The organism is Bradyrhizobium sp. 147 (genome assembly GCF_023073935.1).
Classification (GTDB): Bacteria; Pseudomonadota; Alphaproteobacteria; order Rhizobiales; family Xanthobacteraceae; genus Bradyrhizobium.
Map to the genome: position 1 here is coordinate 1 of NZ_JADPKL010000065.1, position 20,563 is coordinate 20,563.

Sequence of the window (20,563 nt, forward strand, 5' to 3'; positions counted from 1 at the left end):
TGCGAATCGGTGCCAGACAAGGAATCACGGTCGATTCCTGCGATGCAATAGTTGGTGCGCTCCCTCAGCCCCCTCGGCTAAATGTGGGTAATTGAAAGCCGGTGAGGGCCGCCTTGCCGAATGAGGCGTATTGTTGAGAACTGTCCTTATGGACAGTGATAGGCGCAGTGCCCAAGTCGAACGGCTTGAGGTGGTGGACACGGGCCGGCGGCGACGCTGGTCCGAGGATGAGAAGCTCAAGATTGTCCTGGAGAGTTTACAGGCGCCTCGCCAGGTCGCTGCAACCGCGCGGCGGTACGGCGTTTCGCGCTCATTGCTGCTGAGATGGCGACGGTCGTTTCGGCCTGAGCCGAAGGATGCCGCCGATCAACCTGGCTTCGTACCGGCGGTAGTGGTCGCGGAACCAGGGCCGATGCCTTGTCCAGTCGCGCCGTCCAGCAGCGGCGGGTCGATCGAGATCGAGTTTGCGGCCGGGGCTCGGATGCGGATCACGGGCACGGTCGATGCGGCGACGCTGAAGGCCGCGGTGGCGGCACTGGCAGATGGACGGCCGCGGTGATCCCCATTGCGTCGGGCGTGCGGGTGTGGATTGCGACCGGCCACACCGATATGCGTCGCGGCATGAACTCGCTGGCCTTGCTGGTGCAGGAAGCGTTCACGCGAGACCCGCACGGCGGCGATCTCTACGTGTTCCGTGGCAAGAGTGGCAAGCTGATCAAGATCCTTTGGCACGATGGACTGGGCATGTCGCTTTATGCCAAGCGGCTGGAGCGCGGCCGCTTCTTGTGGCCGTCGTCGGCTGATGGCGTGGTGACAATCACCCCAGCCCAGCTTGGCTACTTGCTGGAGGGCATCGACTGGCGGATGCCACAACAGACCTGGCGACCGCAGGCGGCAGGCTGATCGCTGGGATTTGAATCGGTGGCACGATCAGCGGTCCGGACAGAGACCGCGCTTTGTGATTCTCTGGTCGGCGATGGGCGCCGATGATTCTCTCCCCGACGATGTGACCACGCCGCAGGCGATGCTGCGCGCCGAGCGAGCGGCCCGGTTGGCCGCGGAAGCCGAGGCCCAGGCGGGGACCTTGCTGATCGAGAAGCTCAAGCTCACGATCAAGAAGCTCCGGCACGAGCAGTTCGGACAGTCCTCCGAGCGAGGCGCATTGCTGGACCAGCTCGAGCTACAGCTCGCCGACCTGGAGGAGAATGCGGCTCAAGCTGAGACCGCGGCGCAGATGGCAGCCGAGAAGATAGCGGTGCCATCGTTCGAGCGCCGCAAGCCAGCCCGTCGGCCGCTGCCGGAGCATTTGCTGCGGGAGCGCATCGTCTATCCGGTGCCGACCACCTGCCCATGCTGCGGCGACAGCCGATTGCGCAAGATTGGCGAGGACCTAACGGAGACGCTGGAGCTCGTTCCGCGCCAGTGGAAGGTGATCCAGCACGTGCGTGAGAAGCTCGTCTGCCGGGCCTGCGAAGCGATCACCCAACCGCCGGCTCCTTCGCATCCGATTGCGCGCGGGCGTGCAGGGTCCAAGCTGCTGGCCCATGTCCTGTTCGCCAAGTACGGCCTGCACCTGCCGCTTCATCGTCAGAGCGATGTCTACCAGCGTGAAGGCATCGACCTCGACGTATCGACGCTCGCGGACTGGGTAGGTGCCTGCGCGGCAACACTGATGCCTCTGGTCGATGCGATCCGGAGCCACGTCTTCGCGGCCGAGCGCATCCACGCGGATGACACCACGGTGCCGGTCCTGGCCAAAGGCAAGACCCGGACTGGCCGGCTCTGGACCTATGTGCGCGACGACCGTCCGTTTGCCGGCCCAGATCCGCCGGCGGCCGTGTTCTTCTACTCGCCCGACCGTGGCGGTGCGCATCCGGAGCAGCATCTGGCGGGCTATGCCGGACTGATGCAGGCCGACGCCTACGCCGGCTTCGGCAGGCTCTACGAGGCCAATCGCAAGGGCGGCCCGATCATCGAGGCCGCGTGCTGGGCGCACGGCAGGCGCAAGTTCTTTGATCTCGCGCGGCTCAGCAAGGCGCCGATCGCGGCCGAGGCGGTCAAGCGCGTCGATGTCCTGTTCGCCATCGAACGCGAGATCAACGGTCTTACCGCGCATGAGCGTTTGCGTGTGCGCCAGGACCGTAGCCGCCCCCTGATCGTCGAGCTGGAGGCGTGGTTGCGCGAGCAGCGCGCCAAGCTATCCAGGAACAACGACACGACAAAAGCGATCAATTACTGCCTCAGCCGGTGGGATGCATTTAGCCGCTTCATTGATGACGGACGGCTTTGCATGTCGAACAATGCTGCTGAGCGTGAGCTACGAGCGGTCGCCGTGGGGCGAAAAAATTGGACCTTCGCCGGGTCCGATGAGGGCGGCCGGCGCGCGGCCGCCATCTACAGCCTCATCGCCACCGCCAAGCTTAATGACGTCGACCCGCAGGCTTGGCTCGCCGACGTGCTGGCGCGCCTACCGGATCATCCCGCCAAGCGCATCCACGAACTCATGCCCTGGAATTGGCGACGTCAGAACGTCGCTCAGGCCGCATAAGCGCGGTCAGCCATCCGTTCAAGATGACCTAACCAGGGCCGTCACCGGACGCGTACTCACCAATCCCTATACCGGTACGGCAACGAACGACTCTGGTGGACCAATCTACAAATTTCGCCCTTGCCGATCGCAAAGGATCTTTGGGACGCCAGCCCTGTCCATCTGACGAACGGAGCAAACACGCTGCATCGACATCATGCCCGCTACCGGAGGCGCGAAGTCAATGAACGGACCGGTCAACCTACCTCAAGCTCAGTCGGCGAGCGCTTTGCCGTCTCAACTCGAGGCGCTCTGTCCTCCTCTGCAACTTCTGCCCGGAGAGGACATTGATCACTATCACGCACTTCAGGGCGCAATCTTCGGCGAGCTCGCCCCTCAATCAGCGATCGAATGGCTGCTCGTCATCGACATCGCCGAACTCTTTTGGGAGATGCAACGCTATTTGGTACTGCGGCATAGGCTCTTGAACAACTAGCGCCAGAACGCCATCGAGACGACGCTTCGTCGCGGCGACGTGGCGGGCATCGCGCCAGACTTCCCGGATGTCGCCGAAATCTACACGTTCAATAACGCCCGGATCGGCAACTGGACGCTTCTGCTACCCTCGATATCGAAGCGCGCCTTCGATCGTATGGCCTCGATTAACATGCGACCAGCATGGGGGTGTATGTTCAGGCGCGCGAGATTCTCTCGCTGTTTGAATCACTCTTGAGCGGAGCACAATTCCAATTCCCTCAGGGGTTCCGGTTCACAGGCGATCGCGCTTCTCGGCCGCGTCACACATTCGACGGAAATGCCACTTATGGCGAAATGGGGCGCAGGTAGCAGGTCCGATGAAAATCTTCGTTGTCGCGATCGGTGTCTTGGTCACAGTATTTGTTGTGTGTGTGTTCGCAAGCAACATCTGGATCGAGTTGACGCAAAAGACGCGGCGGCAGAAGCGAATCGAGCAGAGTAGATCTAAGTGCGGCAATGCTGGTCAAAGCTGACTGGTCGTCTCCCTAACGGGTTATCTGCTGTCCAGTCTCCTGCGATCCCTTCAACGTACCGAGCCCGTCGCCTCGTTGTTTTGACCGATGCAGCCTCGGCAAATCGCTAGCTTCGAGGTTAGCTGTAGGTCGTTCTCGGCTTCAATCTCGTCGTGCACGACCCACCACGCATCGGAATAAGGACGAAGCGTCGCGAGTGTCTTTTCGCGTTCAACGTTAGGATCTGCACGTCTTGCGAGAGCCGTGTTCTGGCGAGCCTGTCCTTTCACCAGGAAGCGATTGGGATCGTGACCGAATCCATCCCAAGCAACCGAAGTCATCGGTGTGGAAGGCGGGCTGGCGCAGCCGCTTAGGATAAGCCCTGCGATCGCAAATGTTGTCGCAAGTTGCTTGTTCACCGTTTCGCGCCGACTAAAAGCGGCACGACCAACGAGGTTCCGCGACCGGAACTCTAGAAGAGGATAGTTAGCGGTTTGTTAACGCGGCGTCCAGGAGCGCCACTCCGCCTCAGGCTGCGGAAGTTCCTTCTTCCACTGCTCACCCGGCTCAGCCGCTCCCTCAGTAGGAGGATTTCCAAATAGTCCTTCTCGAACTCTGGATGGCTGCGTAGGGCTTCAATTTGTTGGTCATGCAGTTTGAGCAACGCGACAATGTGAGTGCTTTCCAGCAAAAGGTTTTGGAAATTAGCCCGCGCTAATGGCCCGAGCTTTTCCGCTCCAGAACGGGAACGATGTTGCCGTGTGTGGCGCAGAAACGCAACCCCAAATCGGCATACCTTTGCCGCGGCGGTGCGTTGGCTTCATAACGAGAGCGCCATTCAAAGACGTCGATCCGCTCACCTATCTTACTGACGTCCTGACCAGGATCGTCAACGGGCATACAAACCGCGACATCGACCAGCTGCTGCCCTGGGCCTACCGCGCTCAAGCCCTCAAGGCCGTGGCCTGAGAACGACGCTTATGATGCTGCAGTAGGACAAGCCGGACGATTTCGTGAGTACGCATCCGACGGGGGCCGTCTTGCATGACGGATGGTAATTCGCGAAACGTGTGACCTTAAGTCTAGCTATAAGGTCATCAGGCGATGCGGGTCGAGGTTTTGGGCGGGCTGGAGCGGCGGCGGCGCTGGTCGCAGGACGACAAGGCACGGATTGTCGAGGAGACGTTGGCGCCGGGCGCGAAGGTGACTGAGGTTGCGCGTCGCAACGGAGTAGCGGCCAGCCTGGTGTTTACCTGGCGTCGACAAGCGCGGACATCGGAACAAGTTGTACCATCTTTTACGCCGGTGCAGATCGCCGCGGTAGCGGCCTCGGCTGAGGAAACTCCGAAGCTTTTGCCTACGGTTGATGGCCGAGTTCGCTCCGTGGCAGCCGCGCGTACTGGATTGATAGAGATCGATCTCGGCAACCGACGGTGCATCCGGGTGGATGCGCACGTCGATCCGGAGGCGCTGGCGCGGGTCCTCGATGTGCTTGGACGCCGATGATTGCTATACCGGGGAATGTGCGAGTGTGGCTCGCGACAGGCTACACGGATATGCGCAGAGGCTTTCGGTCGCTGGCACTCCAAGTGCAGGAGGTGCTGCACAAAGACCCGCTCAGCGGTCATCTGTTCGTCTTCCGCGGTCGCCGCAGCGATCTTGTGAAGGCGATCTGGCACGATGGCCAGGGAGCCTGCTTGTTCACAAAAAGACTTGAGAGAGGAAAGTTCATCTGGCCATCGGTTGCCGGTGAATCGGTAACGATCTCGCCGGCGCAGTTGAGCTATCTGCTGTCCGGGATCGATTGGCGTAACCCTCAAAAAACCCATCGGCCGACGCGGGTCGGATAGCCGCTTTTACGGTTTGAATCTGCTGCTTGATCTGATTCAATGGCTTCATGATATCGAAGCCGGACGATCTTCCATCGGACCTTGCGAGTGCCCTGGCGGCGCTGCAGGCCGAGCGTGCGGCGCGGCGCGGGCCGAGGCGGTGGCTGCCAGTGCGCAGGCGGAGCTGTCGGACAACGAGGCGCTGATCGCGCATCTCGAGCTGCGGATCGAGAAGCTCAAACGCGAACTGTACGGGCAGCGCTCCGAGCACTCGGCACGGCTGCTCGAGCAGCTGGAATTGGAGCTCGAAGAACTCGTCACTACGGCGAGCGAGGATGAGCTTGCCGCGCAGGCCGCCGCGGCGAAGACGCAGAACGTCCGCCCTTTCATGCGCAAGCGGCCGGTGCGCAAGCCATGGCCGGACGACATCGAACGCGAGCGCGTTGTCATTGAGGTTCCAACGATCTGCGCCTGCTGCGGCGGATTGCGGCTGGCGAAGATCGGTGAGGATGTGACCAAGACGCTGGAGGAGATCCCGCGTCGCTTCAAGCTGATCGAGACGGTACGCGAGAAGTTCACCTGCCGCGATTGCGAGAAGATCAGCCAGCCGCCCGCGCCGTTCCACGCCACGCCGCGCGGCTTCATCGGCCCACAATTGCTGGCGACGATCCTGTTCGACAAGATCGGCATGCATATCCCGCTCAACCACCAGAGTGCGCGCTTCAAGGCCGAGGGGATCGACTGCCGTTGTCGACGCTGGCCGACCAGGTCGGCCACGGGACCTTCGCCGTCATGCCGCTCTTCCACTTGATCGAACGCCATGTGGTCGCGGCCGAGCGCCTTCATGGCGATGACACCACCATCCGTATCCTGGCCAAGGGCAAGTGCACGACCGGGCGGATCTGGACTTATGGGAGTCGCGACGCTTCTCGGTGATCCGTCAAAGGCCAAGCAGAAGCTCGGCTGGGAGCCCAAGACGTCGTTCGAAAGCCTCGTTCGAGAAATGATGAAGGAAGACCTCGAATCTGCCAAGCGGGACGAGATCATCAAGAAACACGGATTCCGCTACTTTGCCAGGCACGAATAGTCCGAGCCTCTCCAATGCATGGAGATGAATAAGGCGAGCATGTTAGTGCGCTCCGCGAGAGCTCCATCAACAACAATGATAAGAGCTCGAGCGAACTTGCTTGTCGGGCCAATATCCACTGCGGAATTCACGTGAGGTAACCCTCCGACTCCGGCCACCCCATGCGACATGGACGAAGCCTACGGCCGCTTCTGCAATTGAGCTTTCGGTAGGAGTTACCCCGCCGACAAATACGCCTGATAGGCGAGTTCAATCCCATCCTTAAGTGAAGTCCGAGCACGCCAGCCAAGCTTCTCCAGTCGGGTAACATCGAGCAACTTACGCGGCGTACCGTCAGGGCGCGAGTGATCGAACGTCACCTCTCCGCGATATCCGACGATGGCGGCAACGATGCGCGCGAATTCGGCGATTGTGATGTCCTTACCCACGCCAATATTGACAAGCTCGGGACCTGAAAAAGTCTTCACCAGGTGCACGCAGGCATCTGCCACGTCATCTACATAAAGGAATTCGCGGCGCGGCGAGCCCGTGCCCCAGATAGTGACGTTGGTTGCACCCGTTGACTTCGCTTCGTGGAAGCGGCGAATCAAGGCAGCAACGACGTGACTATATTCCAGATGATAGTTGTCGCCCGGACCATAAAGGTTTGTCGGCATTACACTGATAAAGTCAGAACCGTACTGGCTGCGATAAGCTTCCACCATCTTAATCCCAGCGATCTTCGCAATTGCATAAGGCTCGTTGGTTGGCTCAAGAGGCCCCGTCAGTACCGAATCTTCACGCAAGGGTTGCACAGCGAGTTTTGGATATATGCAGGACGAACCCAGGAACATCAATTTTTCCGCGCCATTAAGATGCGCCGCGTGGATTACGTTAGCCGCGATAGCAATGTTATCGTAGATGTACTCAGCGCGCAGAGTATCGTTGGCGATGATGCCACCTACCTTAGCTGCGGCAAGAAAGATCACCTGCGGCCGTACCTGAGCGAACCAGCGGAACACCATGGATTGGTCGCGTAAATCGACCTCGCTACGATCCACCGTAACGAGACGAACATCCTCCCGCGCAAGTCGGCGCGTCAATGCCGCTCCCACCATGCCGTTATGGCCAGCGACGTAGACGCTCTTACCCTTCAGTTCAAATGGAGCAGCGGCCATCGTGACCTCCCAAGTTCGCCGTGAGATCCCTGGCCTCGTTTCCCCTGCAAACTGGTCTTCGAACGAATGTTCCACATGGGACGTGGTTGGCATGGAACAGTGAGATCAGGTATTCAGCAAGATCGGCGCCGTCCTGTCCCGCTAGGCGCGAGATTAAAGCGACCTGCTTTTGCATGCCATTCCTTATCCAAACAATAGCGACTGCAGCATGAAATATCGAGCTGAGTGCGCCGCGCCGAGCTAAGATATACCCCTTTTTGGGTACGTCGGATGCTTAGGTCAACCCCGGACCGCTGAAAAGGTAAACTCGAACCGTATCTGTCCTAGAATCCGTTCCCGCTATTCGTCGTCCAGACCTGTCAATTGCCAGTGATATGCACAGACAGCTCATCCATGCGGCTTGTGTTCTCCCAGCGTGCGATCGAAGAACCGGCGAAGTTTGGCTTGGCCGCGCGTTAGTTGGAGGGCAGCCCCCGAAGCCATCGACAAGATCATCCATGCATGCCGGCACAAATTAGGGAGCTTCCTGTTACATAGCCGGCAATCGACGAGGCGGCCCGCAAGGCTCAACCATTTCCATTCGCTTACAACCAAACACCGCGTCTACAGCAATTTTGCTCTTTCAATGAGATCATCTAACTCGCCATAGCCAAGGTGCCAAGACGACGTTCACGAGAAATATCCGGCCGGATGGATTCAAGGGCAAAAAACCGGCGACCTGAGTTGTCAGCCAGGTTCTGGTTTAAGCTGGCAGTTTGTCGACGTGCATCTCGTTTCGATCATTCACGCCATTCAAACGCTCGTCCTAAACCAGGTGAAAGTCGTAGCGGTGTAAGTCCGCGAGTTGCATTCCCTCGAGAATGATGGAGCCCTCGTGCGCTGTGATAACCACGTGTTCGCCGCTTTGCACAGAGTTCGCCATTATTGCGCTGAAATCACCAAAAGTTGATTGGTCGATTTGGATGACATCATGGCTAGCACCAAGAGCTTGGAAGTTTCTGATCACGTTGTTTCCAAACTCGCCGTGAAAGACAAAGAAATCATTCTCCGCAGTGCCACTCATCACAGTGAGATGCGATTGTCCGGCGGCCGATCTAATCGGCGTCTGATGCCAATTTCCATCAAAAGATGTAGCCGCATCTGGCGTCGACACCACTGCACCCGTCATTTTCCAGTTTGTATCGAAATGCATGAAAGTAGTGGCACTTCCATCAACAGTAGCAATTTGTGCCCCGGTCATGACCCATTTGTCGTCGAAATAGACGGTCTGCCTCGTAGAGCCATTGATCGTCGATATTTCCGCTCCAATTTGCTGCCACGCGGCGTTGAACTGAATAGTCGTGGCACTATTCGCATTCACTGTAGTCAGCTCCGCGCCAACGACGTGCCAGTCGGCATCCAAATATACGGTTTGAGATTGATTGCCACTCACAGTAGTGACATCGGCTTTTGTTCGGTCCCAAGCATCGCCGAAATACGTTGTTGTGGTACTTGCTCCATCAGAGGTCCAAACCTCAGCGCCGATCATGGATCCCTTCGAATCTAGACGTTTGGCGGTATTTCCCTCGAAAGTAACAAGTTCAGTCGACATCGCTTCGACACGACCGACCGAAGTGGCTGAACCGGACCAAGTTGAGTTGACCGTCAAGTCGAACTCCGCAGACATAGCGCTGTGGTTGCCGGCGGCATCAATCGCTTTGCCGGTAAACGCGTGAACCCCGTCGGCCAGGGTACCAGTAGCAAAACTCCAGGCACCGTTCGCATTCGCGATCGAAGTCCCGATTTGTTTTGCCCCGTCGAACACCTGGACTGTGGCTCCGGCCGCCGCCATTCCCGTCAGCGTGACGTGGTTGGCATTGGTGATACCGTCGCCCGCCACTCCGCTGTTTGGCGAGAACGACGCCACCGTCGGAGCGGAGGGCGCCACCGTGTCCACCGTCACGGTTAGCGCCGTGGACGCTGCGCTGACGTTGCCCGCCGCGTCCACCGCCTTGCTCGTGAAAGCATGGTTGCCATCAACCAGCGTGCTGGTAGCAAAACTCCAGGCGCCCTTCGCATTCGCCGTCGAAGTCCCGATTTGATTCGCCCCGTCGAACACCTGGACTGTGGCTCCGGCCGCCGCCGTTCCCTTCAGCGTGACGTGGTTGACATTGGTGATACCGTCACCCGCTACTCCGCTATCCGCGGAGAACGAGGCCACCGTCGGAGCTGAGGGCGCCACGGTGTCCACCGTCACGGTGAGCGCCTTGGACGCTGCACTGACGTTGCCTGCCGCGTCCACCGCCTTGCTCGTGAAGGCATGATTGCCATCAGCCAGCGTGCTGGTGACAAAACTCCAGGCGCCGTTCGCATTCGCGGTCGAAGTCCCGATTTGCTTTGCGCCATCGAACACCTGGACCGTGGCTCCGGCCGCCGCCGTACCCGTTAGCGTGACGTGGTTGACATTGGTAATGCCATCGCCCGCCACTCCGCTGTCTGGCGAGAACGAAGCCACCGTTGGAGCCGAGGGCGCCACGGTATCCACGGTCACGGTCAACGCCGCGGACGCCGCGCTGACGTTGCCCGCCGCGTTCACCGCTTTGCTCGTGAAAGCATGGCTGCCATCGGCCAGCGTGCCGGTGGCGAAACTCCAATCGCCGTTCGCATTCGCGATCGAAGTCCCCATCTGCTTCGCCCCGTCGAACACCTGGACTGTGGCGCCGGCGGCCGCCGTTCCTGTCAGCGTGACGTGGTTGACATTGGTGATGCCATCGCCCGCCACTGCACTGTCCGGCGAGAATGAGGCCACCGTCGGAGCCGAATGCGCGAAAATGGCTTCCATCGTCGCCGCCCCCCATCCCTCCTTCGGATTAATGCTCATGGGGTCTGCGACCGGCCACCACGGATTTTTCCCAGAGGGGTCTGCGTAGACGTAGTTCCACACAGTGCTGGATACGCCGGCAGCCTGCAACTGAGTGAGGGCGTTGTTTAGGAGTGCAGTCCAGTTTGAATCATTACTCGGAACGCCGAGCTCCCCCACAAATCCCTGGTAGTTATTTGCTGCCAGCCAATCCAAAAACGGTTGAAGTTTTTCTGCCCCTAAACTCGAGGTCGCCCCTTGCTGCGCGTATGATTGCGCATATTGCCCACTCCCGTTGGCATCGAAATACTGATGCGCCTCGTAGATTATCTTGTTGGCAGGATCACTGATGCGGAGGTTTGCGTTGTAGACCAGCCAGTTCTCCGCACTCGCCCATTGGTAACCCTCAACATAAATGGGCGTCTTCATGTCTGCTGCCCGGATAGCATCGACTGCCGCTTGGGCCGCTTCGGGCCAGATCGTCGAGCTCCCCATGTTGTAGGGCTCGTTCATGATATCGTAGCCGGCCAGGCCGGCATGTCCGCTTAATTGGCCAGCCAACAAGCTCCAGAAATCGGCAAATGCTGACACCGGAACCGCGGACGATCCGATCACCGAAGCCCCTGCATCGTTAGGAGCAACAATGCCGTAGTTCGCAGCGGCATCTGCTGCATAGTTAAGGTTGTATTTACCATAATTGTGAAGGTCGATAATGACCTTGATGTCGCGAGCCGCAGCTTCGCTCAAGACGGTCTCCAGGCCTGACAGGTAAGTGGGATCGAGGGGACCGTTCAATGTGGGCTGCATCCTCTCCCAGCTAATCGGCAAACGAATGAGCGAGACGCCTTGGCTCGCAAGATAATCGAGATCCCCAGCCCCCACGAAGGGCATCCATGAGTACTCCGCGCCGCTAACATTCACGCCGACGGTCGCTGCTGAGGTAGTCGTCATATTCATCCCCCGAGAATCTGCACTAAACAAAGCGGCCTAGAAACGTCGGGACTGATAGCTCACCGCACCATAAGAACTGACATTCGGAAGTGCTCGGATTTTAATGAGTTCGCTAACCTATCGAACGGCGCAGCCTGAATGCTCCGCCCCGGGGGCCGCGCGCGAGTGCAGCGCGATCGTCGAACGATCCGGCAAGCCGCCATGAACGTCTGCAGTTTCCGCAAAGACCTACGTTCGCCTGGAGAGCAGAGGCAAAGTCATTAAAGGACATATCGATTCCGAAGGGCTGACGCAAAAGCGGCTTCCGTCTCGACGATGGGCGCGCCAAGCACGGACTAACCGTCATTCACTAACTCCCCCGCCAAACTCGCACATCAACGGTGCGTCGATCGTGCACTCTCCGACCAAGTCCGTCGATCTATCGTTGCTCCACCTGCGCAATACAGATTCTTCGTGGCTTAAATCGCTGCCGGGAAAAACCTTAGCGGGTTAAGCGTATCCCGATCGTTGCCCCCCGGTGCGCCCCCGGGCACACAGATTTCCGTGGCCGATTGGAGTCCAATGGGCTATCAACAAGCACTGTTGGCAATGCCGCCTCAATATAGTGTCCTGCTCATCCCGACGACTACGCTTCTCACCCCCCATTACTTAGGTAGGTGCCTCAGCTGGGCAGGCAGTGTCTGCTTTCAATCGTTCGGTGCCAATGCGCTGGTCCAGGCAATTTGGAGTGACAATACTTGCAGCAATCTCGGCACAAGCAGGAACTATTTTTCGGTGCCAGCGGACCGTTCAGAGGTTCATTTTCCCTGAGGTTCGCGAACGCTCCCGAGATTGGGCGCGCTGCTTTCTTTTTGGCCGGCTTCGTCGTTCTTACGGGCGCATTTACCCTACAAATTGCAGGCGTCGATCCCAGCCTTCCCAGACCATTCAGCGACGGTTCGACGCTGTCGCAGATCATCACGGCGACTATCTACCTCGTGTCGTTAATGCTATTCGCGCGGACTCCGCAACCCTTCGTCACCGTTGTTCGTGCATGGCCGGTCTTTCTGCTCCCAACAATGGCGTTCATGTCCGCCCTATGGGCCCCAGATGCGGAGCTGACCATTAGGCGTTCGTTCGCACTTCTTGGAACAATTCTCTTTGCTTTAGCTCTTGGCTCATCATACACGCTGAAGGACGCGATAAGGCTTGCCCTAAGAGCACTTATCCTTGTGATGCTACTGAGCATCATGTGGGCTACTGCGTTTCCAGAAACTGGCGTACATCAGGCCTCCGACGCACTTGAGCCCATTCATGCCGGGCGGTGGCGCGGGGTGTTCTCGCACAAGAACAGCCTCGGAGCAGTTGCCGGATTTACCCTCGGCATGTTGGCTCTCTACGGGCGACTAGTCACCAAGTCTCCATTCCTTCGCGCGGCAGCCGTTGGTGCCGCAACAATATGCCTTACGTTCGCCGGGTCGGGCACCGGATTTGTCACTGCTCTCAATCTGATCCTAATTGGCATATTAGTGCAGTTGGTTATTAGAGCGCCACTGGACTTAAGATTAGCCGTGCTTCTGCTGTTCACAGCGATTGTCACGCTTTTCTTTTCTTTTGCAGATAGCGCCGTAACGCTGGCCCTGGAAGCGTTAGGAAAATCTCCAGACCTTACAGGGCGGACTCTTTATTGGAGCTACGTTCTCTCGTTCATGGGCCAGCATTGGCTTCTGGGTTATGGTTACTTCTCCGGCTTTTTGTCGATTGGGGCAACAATCGCATCTATCACAAGCTTGGATCTAGGAAGCACCCACAATGGTTACCTCGACATCGTAGTTTCGTTTGGACTTGTGGGGCTGGTGGTCCTTATTTTCTATTTAGCCTGGCTTATTTTCCAAGGAACGCGATTATTGTTGGCGTCGAACGCCCCCAGTCTGGAAAGCACCTTCCCCATATGTGTTGTGTTCCACGCCATCCAGCTCAATGTGGTAGAAAGTGGATTCCTCGCCGCAAACTCGCTCTGGCCTCTTCTGATGGCTTTGGCCGCCACCATGTTGGTTCGAGTGAACAACTCTACTTCAGGCAACGCCCCTCAGTACGGCCGACGTCGCAGCCCCAATCCGGTTCGTGTAAAGGCTGAGGCCTAAGCAGGATAAGCCGCTAAAGAACCCACCCAACACGTTGGCTAATTGTCGGAGCTCCACTGCTCGGCACAGCCGATCATCCCATCGATCGAATCACACTCTCGACGACAACCTTTGACACGTATTTCGTGATGGTAGCTGCTGCTGAAAAAACACTAGCATTTAAGTTTTATAAGCAAGTAGAACTTGGAGACCACGACACAACTACCCAAATGCTACAAGCGACTCTGAATCACCTATTAAGGATGTATGGTCGCATACTCTTGCGTCAGTTGTTGAACACGCTCGGCTTACGGCTTCAGAAATGCCCCCCAACGACACTTCTAAGCGGCTTTCCTCAACTACCGTTGTCGGAGTTGGTATCTACCTCTGGATTTCCGGAACGCTGGCAGCGGCAGGACTACAAAACGAATTCCTAGCCTTCTCCGACAGCGGAAGAACTCTTGTCTGCCTGAACGCTTTTCAGCCCTTTGGCTACGGAAAGTCAATTGGCCCGCCTGGATCAGCGGCCTACTCCGTTAGTCCGTTCGAAAATGGCGGCTCTGACACGCAAGTATTGCCGAACTCAAGATTGGAGTTAGCGAAGTCACTGGGCTTCGACTGTCTGCGGATGGTTGTGGACGTCGGAGCGTTAATGTCCGCGGGGACCGAGCTTCAGCTTGATGCACTCGTTGAGCAAATACGAAACGGCATCTCACGAAGGATAAGAAGTGGGTTACGGGTAATAGTCGACGTACATCCATTTCCTCTTGGTACTCATCCAGTCCCCGGCCATGCGGACGTTGATCTGATTGATGGGCCAGATGGCCCGCACTTTCAACGCTTGATCTATGTTGTCCGCAGACTAGCACAGGCAGTGCACGATCATTTTTCGGCCGCTGAAGTTGCGGTTGAGCTCTTCAACGAACCTCCTTCTCCTGAGTCTTTCCGTACCCGACGGCCATGGAATGAGCAGATCGAATACTATTGGAGGCAGATCCGCGTCGTTTTACCAAACCACACTTTGATCGTCGCCGGCACGGGATTCGCTGGGCTGGACGGACTGGTCAGTGGCGACTCCTCGGCCGGAGTTGTCAATCTAAGGCCCGAACATTTTGACGCCAACACGGGCTTTGCAATTCACCCATACGACTCCCCAACGTTCACGCACCAAGGCTACCCTGGCTTTTTTTCCCATATTCGCGCACTACCCTTTCCGGCCGGTGACGAGCCAGCGATGAGACGCGCTAAAGAGACGTTTCGAAACACTGTCATCGATGATCCAAACCTCTCGCTGTTGGAAAAGTTCAATCTGGTGTTCAGCTTCCTTTATCGAGGTTCCAACAGCATCAGTTTCGATAAATATTCAACCGCCTTTGGAAATGCGGAACTGCTATCGAAGCGACTCAACGTGGTGACAGCTTGGGCAGATAAACATCATCTATCTCGAAGGCAGATAATGAATACAGAGTTTGGCGTGAATCATGATCAGGATGGGTGCTCCGGCAAGGCATCTGCCATCAGCGCCTTCAATTTCATTCGAGCAATACGCGACATATCTGACGCGAGCAAACTGGGCTTGATAACCATCCATCAACTGCAAGGCGACTGCTTCGGGATAGCCTCATCCAGACCGCCGTACGACTTTGATCCCGACATTATCGAAGCGCTGCGCCTTAAAAAATAGACGCCCAGACCATCGCCACAGGCTCGCCGATCAATTCTTGTTCGCGCAGCTTGATTATTCTATCGACTGAACGGCGGCATCTTTACCTCGCCAAACGAGCTATGGACCCAATCAGGACTCGCAGGGACGACGGAACGGCGAGCGCAAGGCATTCCAACTCCTCCTTGCGAAATGGGCGAGCGACAAAGAGTGAGCTGAAAAAAACAAGCAAACCGCCCATTGCCAAGGCAATTTGAAACTCTGGAAACGCGTCGCGAACCAGCAGAGCTATCATAATCACCACGCTCGCAGATAGAAAGACTTGCAGTGAACGAACCGGATCGATTGCCCGCCAGCCCACCGAACGTCGGTTGTAATGCATAACAATCGCAATACGCACTATACTCTCCAGAATAGGAATCAACAGAATTGCGACCATCCCCCAATTTTCAACTGTGAAATAGAGGGAAGCGGTGCCCAAAATGGATACGGGCCAAAGGACAAGAAACACAACATGCGTGAGCTGAAGACTCGCGACAAGCTCGCCGACGCGGTAGATCGTTTGGAGCAAAAGCACGAACATGATCGCGGGAAACAAATAATAGTATTGCCCGTACTCAGGTCGTGAGATGATTGCTATGAGTTGCTCTCCAGCAAGTGCTGTTACGATTGAGAATGACGCGAAGCATATCAACTCGAACTTGAAGATTATAGACACCAACCCGGACATGAGATTGGGAGAAGTTGCAAACCTTGCGAATATCGGTTCAAGGCTTGGCAGAACCATCGGGCCTGGAAATGACCGCTGAATCGACACACACAGAGCTTGCGCGAAGGCAAAAGCAGAGAACGCGACTACATCAAGCCCTCCCTTTGCGAGTATTCTTATAACGAATGGGCTTGTCATCAACCAACCAAGGTTCGATGCATAGACTGAAAGCGCGAAAATGGGAGCGCCCCGCACCGCAAGATGAGAAGGCTTTTTGTCCCGCTCGATCACGAGATGAGAAATCTGCGATCTGAGCCAAACCATTCTCGCTAATACGAAGACCAACGCCAAAGACGTGGTGATGGCCGATACAACAATAATCGTCACACCAGAGATCTTGTATTCGAAGCCGACCAAGCAAAGAACTGATGCACTTCGGGCGATGACATCGAGTGTTCCTGCGACTGCTGTCGTGGCGTGCAGGACCCAACTCTGCGCAAGCATTTCAAGGTCAGTCATAACAGCATAGCCAATGTACCAAATGCAAAAGCTATACAGCGTAAGAGCACTTTCGTCCGGCAGCACACGGCCACCTCCGTATGCGGCCATCAAACAAACTAGTGAGACCACTACAGCTATTGAGGCCACTCTCGCTATTGCCGCCTTCCAAAGTAGGCTTCTCAGGCTCTCGAAATTTCCATCGGCCGAATATGCCGGAACGTACCGCAGCAGGGTGCGATCGATGCCAAACGAAAAAACCCGCTCCATCGTCAATAGCAATGCGAGGAAGAACGCGTAAGTTGCGTAGTCGCTTGGGCTCAAGGTCTTGACGACCAAGATCTGAAACGCGAAGCCCAGCACCAGGTTAGTGAACTTGAATGAGTAGTGGATCTGAAGTGCGCGACGGAAGTTTGGTACCGGGCGGGCAATATTCACGATGGCTTTTCCGAAGCTGATCGACGACGCTGGGCGCCACGCGAGCGCCATAATTGTCGGAAGAGGGATGAACTCACGATAGTCTTCTGGTCGCTGTCGTAAGGGAGAGAGCCCGGACCTTTGTACCGTCGGGAATCCGCACGTCCCCAATTACTGTCGCGTAGCAGCCGAATTCAACATCATCTCCTACCGACGGCACAGTATTGGAGTCCTCGCCTGCATTGCCGAGTGTGACGCCGTGCCGAAGGATACAACGCGAACCAATTTTTACATCCGGGTGAATGCAAATGCAAAAGGGGTGGAATATCCGCAATCCCCACCCAATTTCGGTTCGCGCCAAGATGTCGATCTTGAATAGGAAACACGTCAGCTTGTAGAAGAGATTGAAACCGAAATAGAGAACCTTGGTTCTATCGAAGTGAAAGGAATAACTGGTCAAGCGGAAGATCAAAATGAAGATCTTCACCCGCAAGGAATTATTCGCCCCGATCTCCTTTCTCAAGCTGACCCAAAACATTTCTCCGCGCGCCCCGTCAGGTGAATTTCAGAACCTCAATCCGCAACGGTTGGCGCGGAGGAACCCTCTTCCGGAGGAGACCAAAAAGCATGCCGAGCGCAAAGACCTGCCAGCCCAAAAGCATATAGATGCTATTCGACAGTGACCGCTTGCGCATCGTTAAGATGGTTATGATGAGGCCAAGAAGCGCCAACGCACCGAGCACAACCAACTTGCTCGAGAAACAGAATGACATTCCACCAAACACAAGCCAGCAGGTCAGCACGGCGATCCAGAGACGGAACTCACGAAGTGTCCTAGCGACTTGACCGAGATAATTTCCATCGAATGAAGCGCGCAGAAGCTCGCCGGTTGCGAGGACATATCCCATTCTCACCCGATGCCAAAGCAGCCGATAGGTGCTCATCGAGTGACCGTAGTGTTCGGCGGCGGTCGCATCGAGCCTGACAAGCTTCCATCCCTGCAATCGAAGGCGAACGCCTAAATCAAACTCCTCATACCCATGAAGATTCCGGTCCGTCAAATAGCCCAGTTCGTCAATGGCCTTTCGCCGATAAAGCCCTCCTCCCGCTAGGCGATCGACGTCTCCCAAGGGGCTCAACTGGGCAAGCTTTTGCGCCCTATTTTTAAACTCCAGGTTCATCGTTGACATCTCGCTGATGCGTCCTCCCACTCCGGCGACGCCGCTATGCGTGGCGAGATAGTCAAGTGCCTTTCGCAAAAAGGTCGGATCGAGAACCATGTCTCCGTCCATGAGATAAAGGAACTCGCCTTTTGCATATAGGTAGCCAGCTTGCGCGCCTGCCCCACAGCGGCGCTCTTCTGCGTCCCTGATCTCGAGGATTGATATCGGATATTTCGAGGCAATCTTGACTGTATCGTCGACCGAAGCACTGTCCACGAGCAGCACTTCCCCCTCCAGCCCGTTCAAGCCTGCGAAGGCGCTTTCGATTGCAGCCGCGATATGAGCTTCCTCGTTGTAAGCCTTGATGATCACGCTAACGCTAGTCATGAATGGACTTCACCCAATCCCATAGAGCGACGCGAAATGACCCTCTGAGTCGCCGCTAGATCCAGCCAGATCCTGGCGAGCACGGCTACGTAAGTTGTAATTTCATAATTTGTTGAATGATCTCTTCGTGCCGCTTCCCCGAACGATGCGCGCATCGTGGGACTTCCAATCAATTGGTCGATCGCGGCAACGAGCGCTTCAACATCTCCGACCGGAACGAGAATGCCATTCCTTCCCGATTGAACAACTTCTGGAATGGCCCCAACTGGGGTCGAAATAACCGGAACTCCGTAGGCAAAGGCCTCGAGGATGACCATCGGCAGATTCTCTGCAAATGTCGGAAGAACAAGAACATCGGTTTTTGAGAGTAACTCGGCGGTATCCTCCGGCCCGAGCCAACCGGGCACGGCGACTCGATCTTTGAGGCCAATTTCAGCAATCCGAGAACGTGCTTCGTTGACGCTTCCATCTCCCGCGATTGTGGCAACCCAGCCCGGCTTCGAGGAAAGCTGGCCAAGGGCTTCGATCAACTGTGGTGTCCCCTTGCGTTCGCCGAGTTGACCTAACGAAGTTATTCGTACGCCCGAGTCCGTCGCTGGAATTCGAGCCCGCGATGCAGCCCTTGTCGCATTAGGCAGAATGACAATTCTGTCGGCAGCGTCAGGAATTCTGCTCCTGACCGTTTCCGCCCAGTAATTCCCCAGGACAATTATCTTTCGGCTGTGCCGAAACAAGCCGTCGATCGCGGCCGCTAGTCTTGGAGGAGCAGCGCCCCAGAATTCATCAAACACTGCCCCGTGCAGATGCACAACATAGGGGATTCCCAGCAAGCGAGCAGCCGCGCCTAGCGTTGCCTTGCGATAGCTGCTTCCCCAATCCGACAAATGAATGTGCAGCAGATCTATTTTCCCGATGACACGACGCAAGATAAGTTTCATCAGTGCAAGGAAGAATACGAACTGGGCTGCGAAAAGTCCCCGTTGACCGCGAGTTACCAGCCGCTCCACAACGATTTTCGTTTCCGACGTTGTACCGAGAGCCTCGAAGATCGCATCGTTCAATCGATCAATACCACCGCGACCGTCGAGTCCGAGAGGGGTCGCAACAAGGACGCGAACTTCGCTTGAGCGCGATCTCTTTTCATCAGAGAGGTTCATTATCATCGCCTCTTGGTATCGAACTCGGACATCACACTAGTTGTGCGCGCATGGAGCTGACGACACGCCTGCTCTTCTATGCTCGCTGGTGAAAAGCTATCCAGCTCGCTGTTTGCCAGCCAAAAGCAATTCTCCGAGGGCCTTAACGACAAACAGCGGCGCAAGTACAAGGTACCTTCGCCAGAGACGACGCGGGTCGCTCATGAGTCTGTACAGCCATTCAAGTCCGTTATTCCTCATCCAGGCCGGAGCTCTTTTGACGGCCCCAGAATGGAAGTCGAAAGCGGCTCCGACACCGATAAACACTCCACGGTCTATCGTCGCCGCAGCTTTCGCGATCCAGTACTCCTGCTTAGGACTGGAGATGCCTACCCAAATTACGTCCGGATTGCTTGCCCGAATTTCCTCTATGTCTTCTCGGCACGCCTTGAGCAGGTCAAAATCCGGACCAATATCCAGCATCGGAGGAGAACTGATGCCCGCGACCCTCAGCCCCGGATATCTCCGAGTAAGGTTGTCAGCCATTCTTTGGGCGACGCCGGGTTTTCCGCCATAGAAGAAGTGACTTTGTCCTGATGACAATGAGAACTTACAGACTTCCTCTACAAGGTCGGCGCCAGGCACGCGACCGATCTCGTCTCCATGGCCTTTCATTTGCGCGACCCAGACCAGAGGCGTCCCGTCAGCGACTACAAGATCGGCGGTTTGATGCAGATCGCAGAGCTCCGATTGTCTCAGCGCCAACATAAGACTGGGGACGTCGCGCACGAACACCGAGTAAGCTTTACTGCCATCGAGCGCCCAAGCTGAAATTTGCTTAGCAGCTTGCACCAAATTTACGAGGCTTACAGGAATGCCAAGTACGTTCGTTCGAATGATGTGGTTTTCCATAATAAAAGGGGAATGAACCTAGGTTGAAATGCAGCCCGGATGACTACCCATTTACGAGAATGGATATCCGAAGCGCTCCTGCGAGCGGCATCAAGGCTCTGGGATGAAAAATACGACGGGCAAACGTGCGAAGGCTCGCACCCGGCGAGCTCGTTTCCTTAGATCGCAAGAGCGAACAAATTCATTTCCGTGCCCCT

General features: G+C 56.6%; 15 protein-coding genes and 4 pseudogenes. 12 read left to right on the top strand and 7 right to left on the bottom strand.

What is annotated here, in order from left to right; all coding sequences use genetic code 11:
- Positions 1-148: 148 nt before the first annotated feature.
- The 5 genes and pseudogenes from IVA87_RS35370 to IVA87_RS14285 form a co-directional block, all read left to right on the top strand.
- A pseudogene (locus tag IVA87_RS35370) lies at positions 149-355 on the top strand (transposase); the annotation flags it as partial.
- A gap of 57 nt (positions 356-412) precedes the next feature.
- On the top strand, positions 413-559 hold the full coding sequence (locus IVA87_RS35375; protein ID WP_247333993.1) for a hypothetical protein: 147 nt from the start codon (positions 413-415) through the stop codon (positions 557-559).
- Entirely contained in the window at positions 556-903 is a 348-nt protein-coding gene (tnpB, locus tag IVA87_RS14275) for an IS66 family insertion sequence element accessory protein TnpB (protein WP_247333956.1), read from the top strand. The genes IVA87_RS35375 and tnpB (IVA87_RS14275) overlap by 4 nt, the downstream gene beginning before the upstream one ends.
- 73 nt (positions 904-976) lie before the next feature.
- Positions 977-2,548 carry an IS66 family transposase gene (locus IVA87_RS14280; RefSeq protein ID WP_247333990.1) on the top strand — a complete coding sequence of 524 codons (1,572 nt, stop codon included), beginning with the start codon at positions 977-979 and terminating at the stop codon, positions 2,546-2,548.
- Positions 2,549-2,771: 223 nt separating this feature from the next.
- Entirely contained in the window at positions 2,772-3,023 is a 252-nt protein-coding gene (locus IVA87_RS14285) for a hypothetical protein (protein WP_247333958.1), read from the top strand.
- Positions 3,024-3,587: 564 nt separating this feature from the next.
- On the opposite strand, the gene IVA87_RS14290 is transcribed toward IVA87_RS14285, so the two are convergent.
- Positions 3,588-3,935 (bottom strand): hypothetical protein, encoded by a 348-nt coding sequence (locus IVA87_RS14290; RefSeq protein ID WP_247333959.1) that lies wholly within the window; start codon positions 3,933-3,935, stop codon positions 3,588-3,590.
- 424 nt (positions 3,936-4,359) lie between these two features.
- Between IVA87_RS14290 and IVA87_RS14295 the strand changes: the two are divergent.
- From IVA87_RS14295 to IVA87_RS14315, 5 genes and pseudogenes are all read left to right on the top strand, one after another.
- Positions 4,360-4,485 (top strand): annotated as a pseudogene (locus IVA87_RS14295) (transposase domain-containing protein); the annotation flags it as partial.
- Between the two features lie 135 nt (positions 4,486-4,620).
- Entirely contained in the window at positions 4,621-5,022 is a 402-nt protein-coding gene (locus tag IVA87_RS14300) for a transposase (protein WP_028340772.1), read from the top strand.
- Positions 5,019-5,366 (top strand): IS66 family insertion sequence element accessory protein TnpB, encoded by a 348-nt coding sequence (tnpB, locus tag IVA87_RS14305; protein WP_247333960.1) that lies wholly within the window; start codon positions 5,019-5,021, stop codon positions 5,364-5,366. Before IVA87_RS14300 ends, tnpB (IVA87_RS14305) begins: the two co-directional genes overlap by 4 nt.
- A 47-nt stretch (positions 5,367-5,413) precedes the next feature.
- Positions 5,414-6,257 (top strand): annotated as a pseudogene (locus IVA87_RS14310) (transposase); the annotation flags it as partial.
- A gap of 4 nt (positions 6,258-6,261) precedes the next feature.
- Positions 6,262-6,432: pseudogene (locus tag IVA87_RS14315) on the top strand (GDP-mannose 4,6-dehydratase); the annotation flags it as partial.
- A gap of 215 nt (positions 6,433-6,647) precedes the next feature.
- On the opposite strand, the gene IVA87_RS14320 reads toward IVA87_RS14315, so the two are convergent.
- A complete protein-coding gene (locus tag IVA87_RS14320) occupies positions 6,648-7,589 on the bottom strand; it encodes a GDP-L-fucose synthase (protein WP_276576810.1) in 942 nt (313 codons plus the stop codon).
- 805 nt (positions 7,590-8,394) lie between these two features.
- Positions 8,395-11,379, bottom strand: a complete 2,985-nt coding sequence (locus tag IVA87_RS14325) for an Ig-like domain-containing protein (protein WP_247333961.1) — start codon at positions 11,377-11,379, stop codon at positions 8,395-8,397.
- Between the two features lie 737 nt (positions 11,380-12,116).
- Here IVA87_RS14325 and IVA87_RS14330 point away from each other — a divergent pair.
- The gene (locus IVA87_RS14330; RefSeq protein ID WP_247333962.1) at positions 12,117-13,502 is read left to right on the top strand and encodes an O-antigen ligase family protein; all 1,386 of its coding nucleotides are present in this window, start codon (positions 12,117-12,119) and stop codon (positions 13,500-13,502) included.
- Between the two features lie 301 nt (positions 13,503-13,803).
- Positions 13,804-15,165 carry a cellulase family glycosylhydrolase gene (locus tag IVA87_RS14335; protein WP_247333963.1) on the top strand — a complete coding sequence of 454 codons (1,362 nt, stop codon included), beginning with the start codon at positions 13,804-13,806 and terminating at the stop codon, positions 15,163-15,165.
- 82 nt (positions 15,166-15,247) lie between these two features.
- Here IVA87_RS14335 and IVA87_RS14340 read toward each other — a convergent pair whose 3' ends face one another.
- The 4 genes from IVA87_RS14340 to IVA87_RS14355 form a co-directional block, all read right to left on the bottom strand.
- A complete protein-coding gene (locus tag IVA87_RS14340; protein ID WP_247333964.1) occupies positions 15,248-16,789 on the bottom strand; it encodes a hypothetical protein in 1,542 nt (513 codons plus the stop codon).
- A gap of 533 nt (positions 16,790-17,322) precedes the next feature.
- The gene (locus IVA87_RS14345; protein WP_247333965.1) at positions 17,323-18,318 is read right to left on the bottom strand and encodes a glycosyltransferase; all 996 of its coding nucleotides are present in this window, start codon (positions 18,316-18,318) and stop codon (positions 17,323-17,325) included.
- Complete coding sequence (locus IVA87_RS14350) at positions 18,315-19,475, bottom strand: glycosyltransferase family 4 protein (RefSeq protein WP_247333966.1); 1,161 nt, start codon at positions 19,473-19,475, stop codon at positions 18,315-18,317. Before IVA87_RS14350 ends, IVA87_RS14345 begins: the two co-directional genes overlap by 4 nt.
- Before the next feature lie 96 nt (positions 19,476-19,571).
- Positions 19,572-20,366 carry a WecB/TagA/CpsF family glycosyltransferase gene (locus IVA87_RS14355; protein WP_247333967.1) on the bottom strand — a complete coding sequence of 265 codons (795 nt, stop codon included), beginning with the start codon at positions 20,364-20,366 and terminating at the stop codon, positions 19,572-19,574.
- Between the last annotated feature and the right edge of the window lie 197 nt (positions 20,367-20,563).

Coding starts and splice junctions, on each gene's coding strand:
- IVA87_RS14325 (WP_247333961.1), bottom strand. CDS start 11,379: ATGACGACTACCTCAGCAGCGACCGTCGGCGTGAATGTTAGCGGCGCG.
- IVA87_RS14345 (WP_247333965.1), bottom strand. CDS start 18,318: ATGACTAGCGTTAGCGTGATCATCAAGGCTTACAACGAGGAAGCTCAT.
- IVA87_RS35375 (WP_247333993.1), top strand. CDS start 413: ATGCCTTGTCCAGTCGCGCCGTCCAGCAGCGGCGGGTCGATCGAGATC.
- IVA87_RS14285 (WP_247333958.1), top strand. CDS start 2,772: ATGAACGGACCGGTCAACCTACCTCAAGCTCAGTCGGCGAGCGCTTTG.
- IVA87_RS14355 (WP_247333967.1), bottom strand. CDS start 20,366: ATGGAAAACCACATCATTCGAACGAACGTACTTGGCATTCCTGTAAGC.
- IVA87_RS14300 (WP_028340772.1), top strand. CDS start 4,621: ATGCGGGTCGAGGTTTTGGGCGGGCTGGAGCGGCGGCGGCGCTGGTCG.
- IVA87_RS14320 (WP_276576810.1), bottom strand. CDS start 7,589: ATGGCCGCTGCTCCATTTGAACTGAAGGGTAAGAGCGTCTACGTCGCT.
- tnpB (WP_247333960.1), top strand. CDS start 5,019: ATGATTGCTATACCGGGGAATGTGCGAGTGTGGCTCGCGACAGGCTAC.
- IVA87_RS14335 (WP_247333963.1), top strand. CDS start 13,804: ATGCCCCCCAACGACACTTCTAAGCGGCTTTCCTCAACTACCGTTGTC.
- IVA87_RS14280 (WP_247333990.1), top strand. CDS start 977: ATGGGCGCCGATGATTCTCTCCCCGACGATGTGACCACGCCGCAGGCG.
- IVA87_RS14350 (WP_247333966.1), bottom strand. CDS start 19,475: ATGAACCTCTCTGATGAAAAGAGATCGCGCTCAAGCGAAGTTCGCGTC.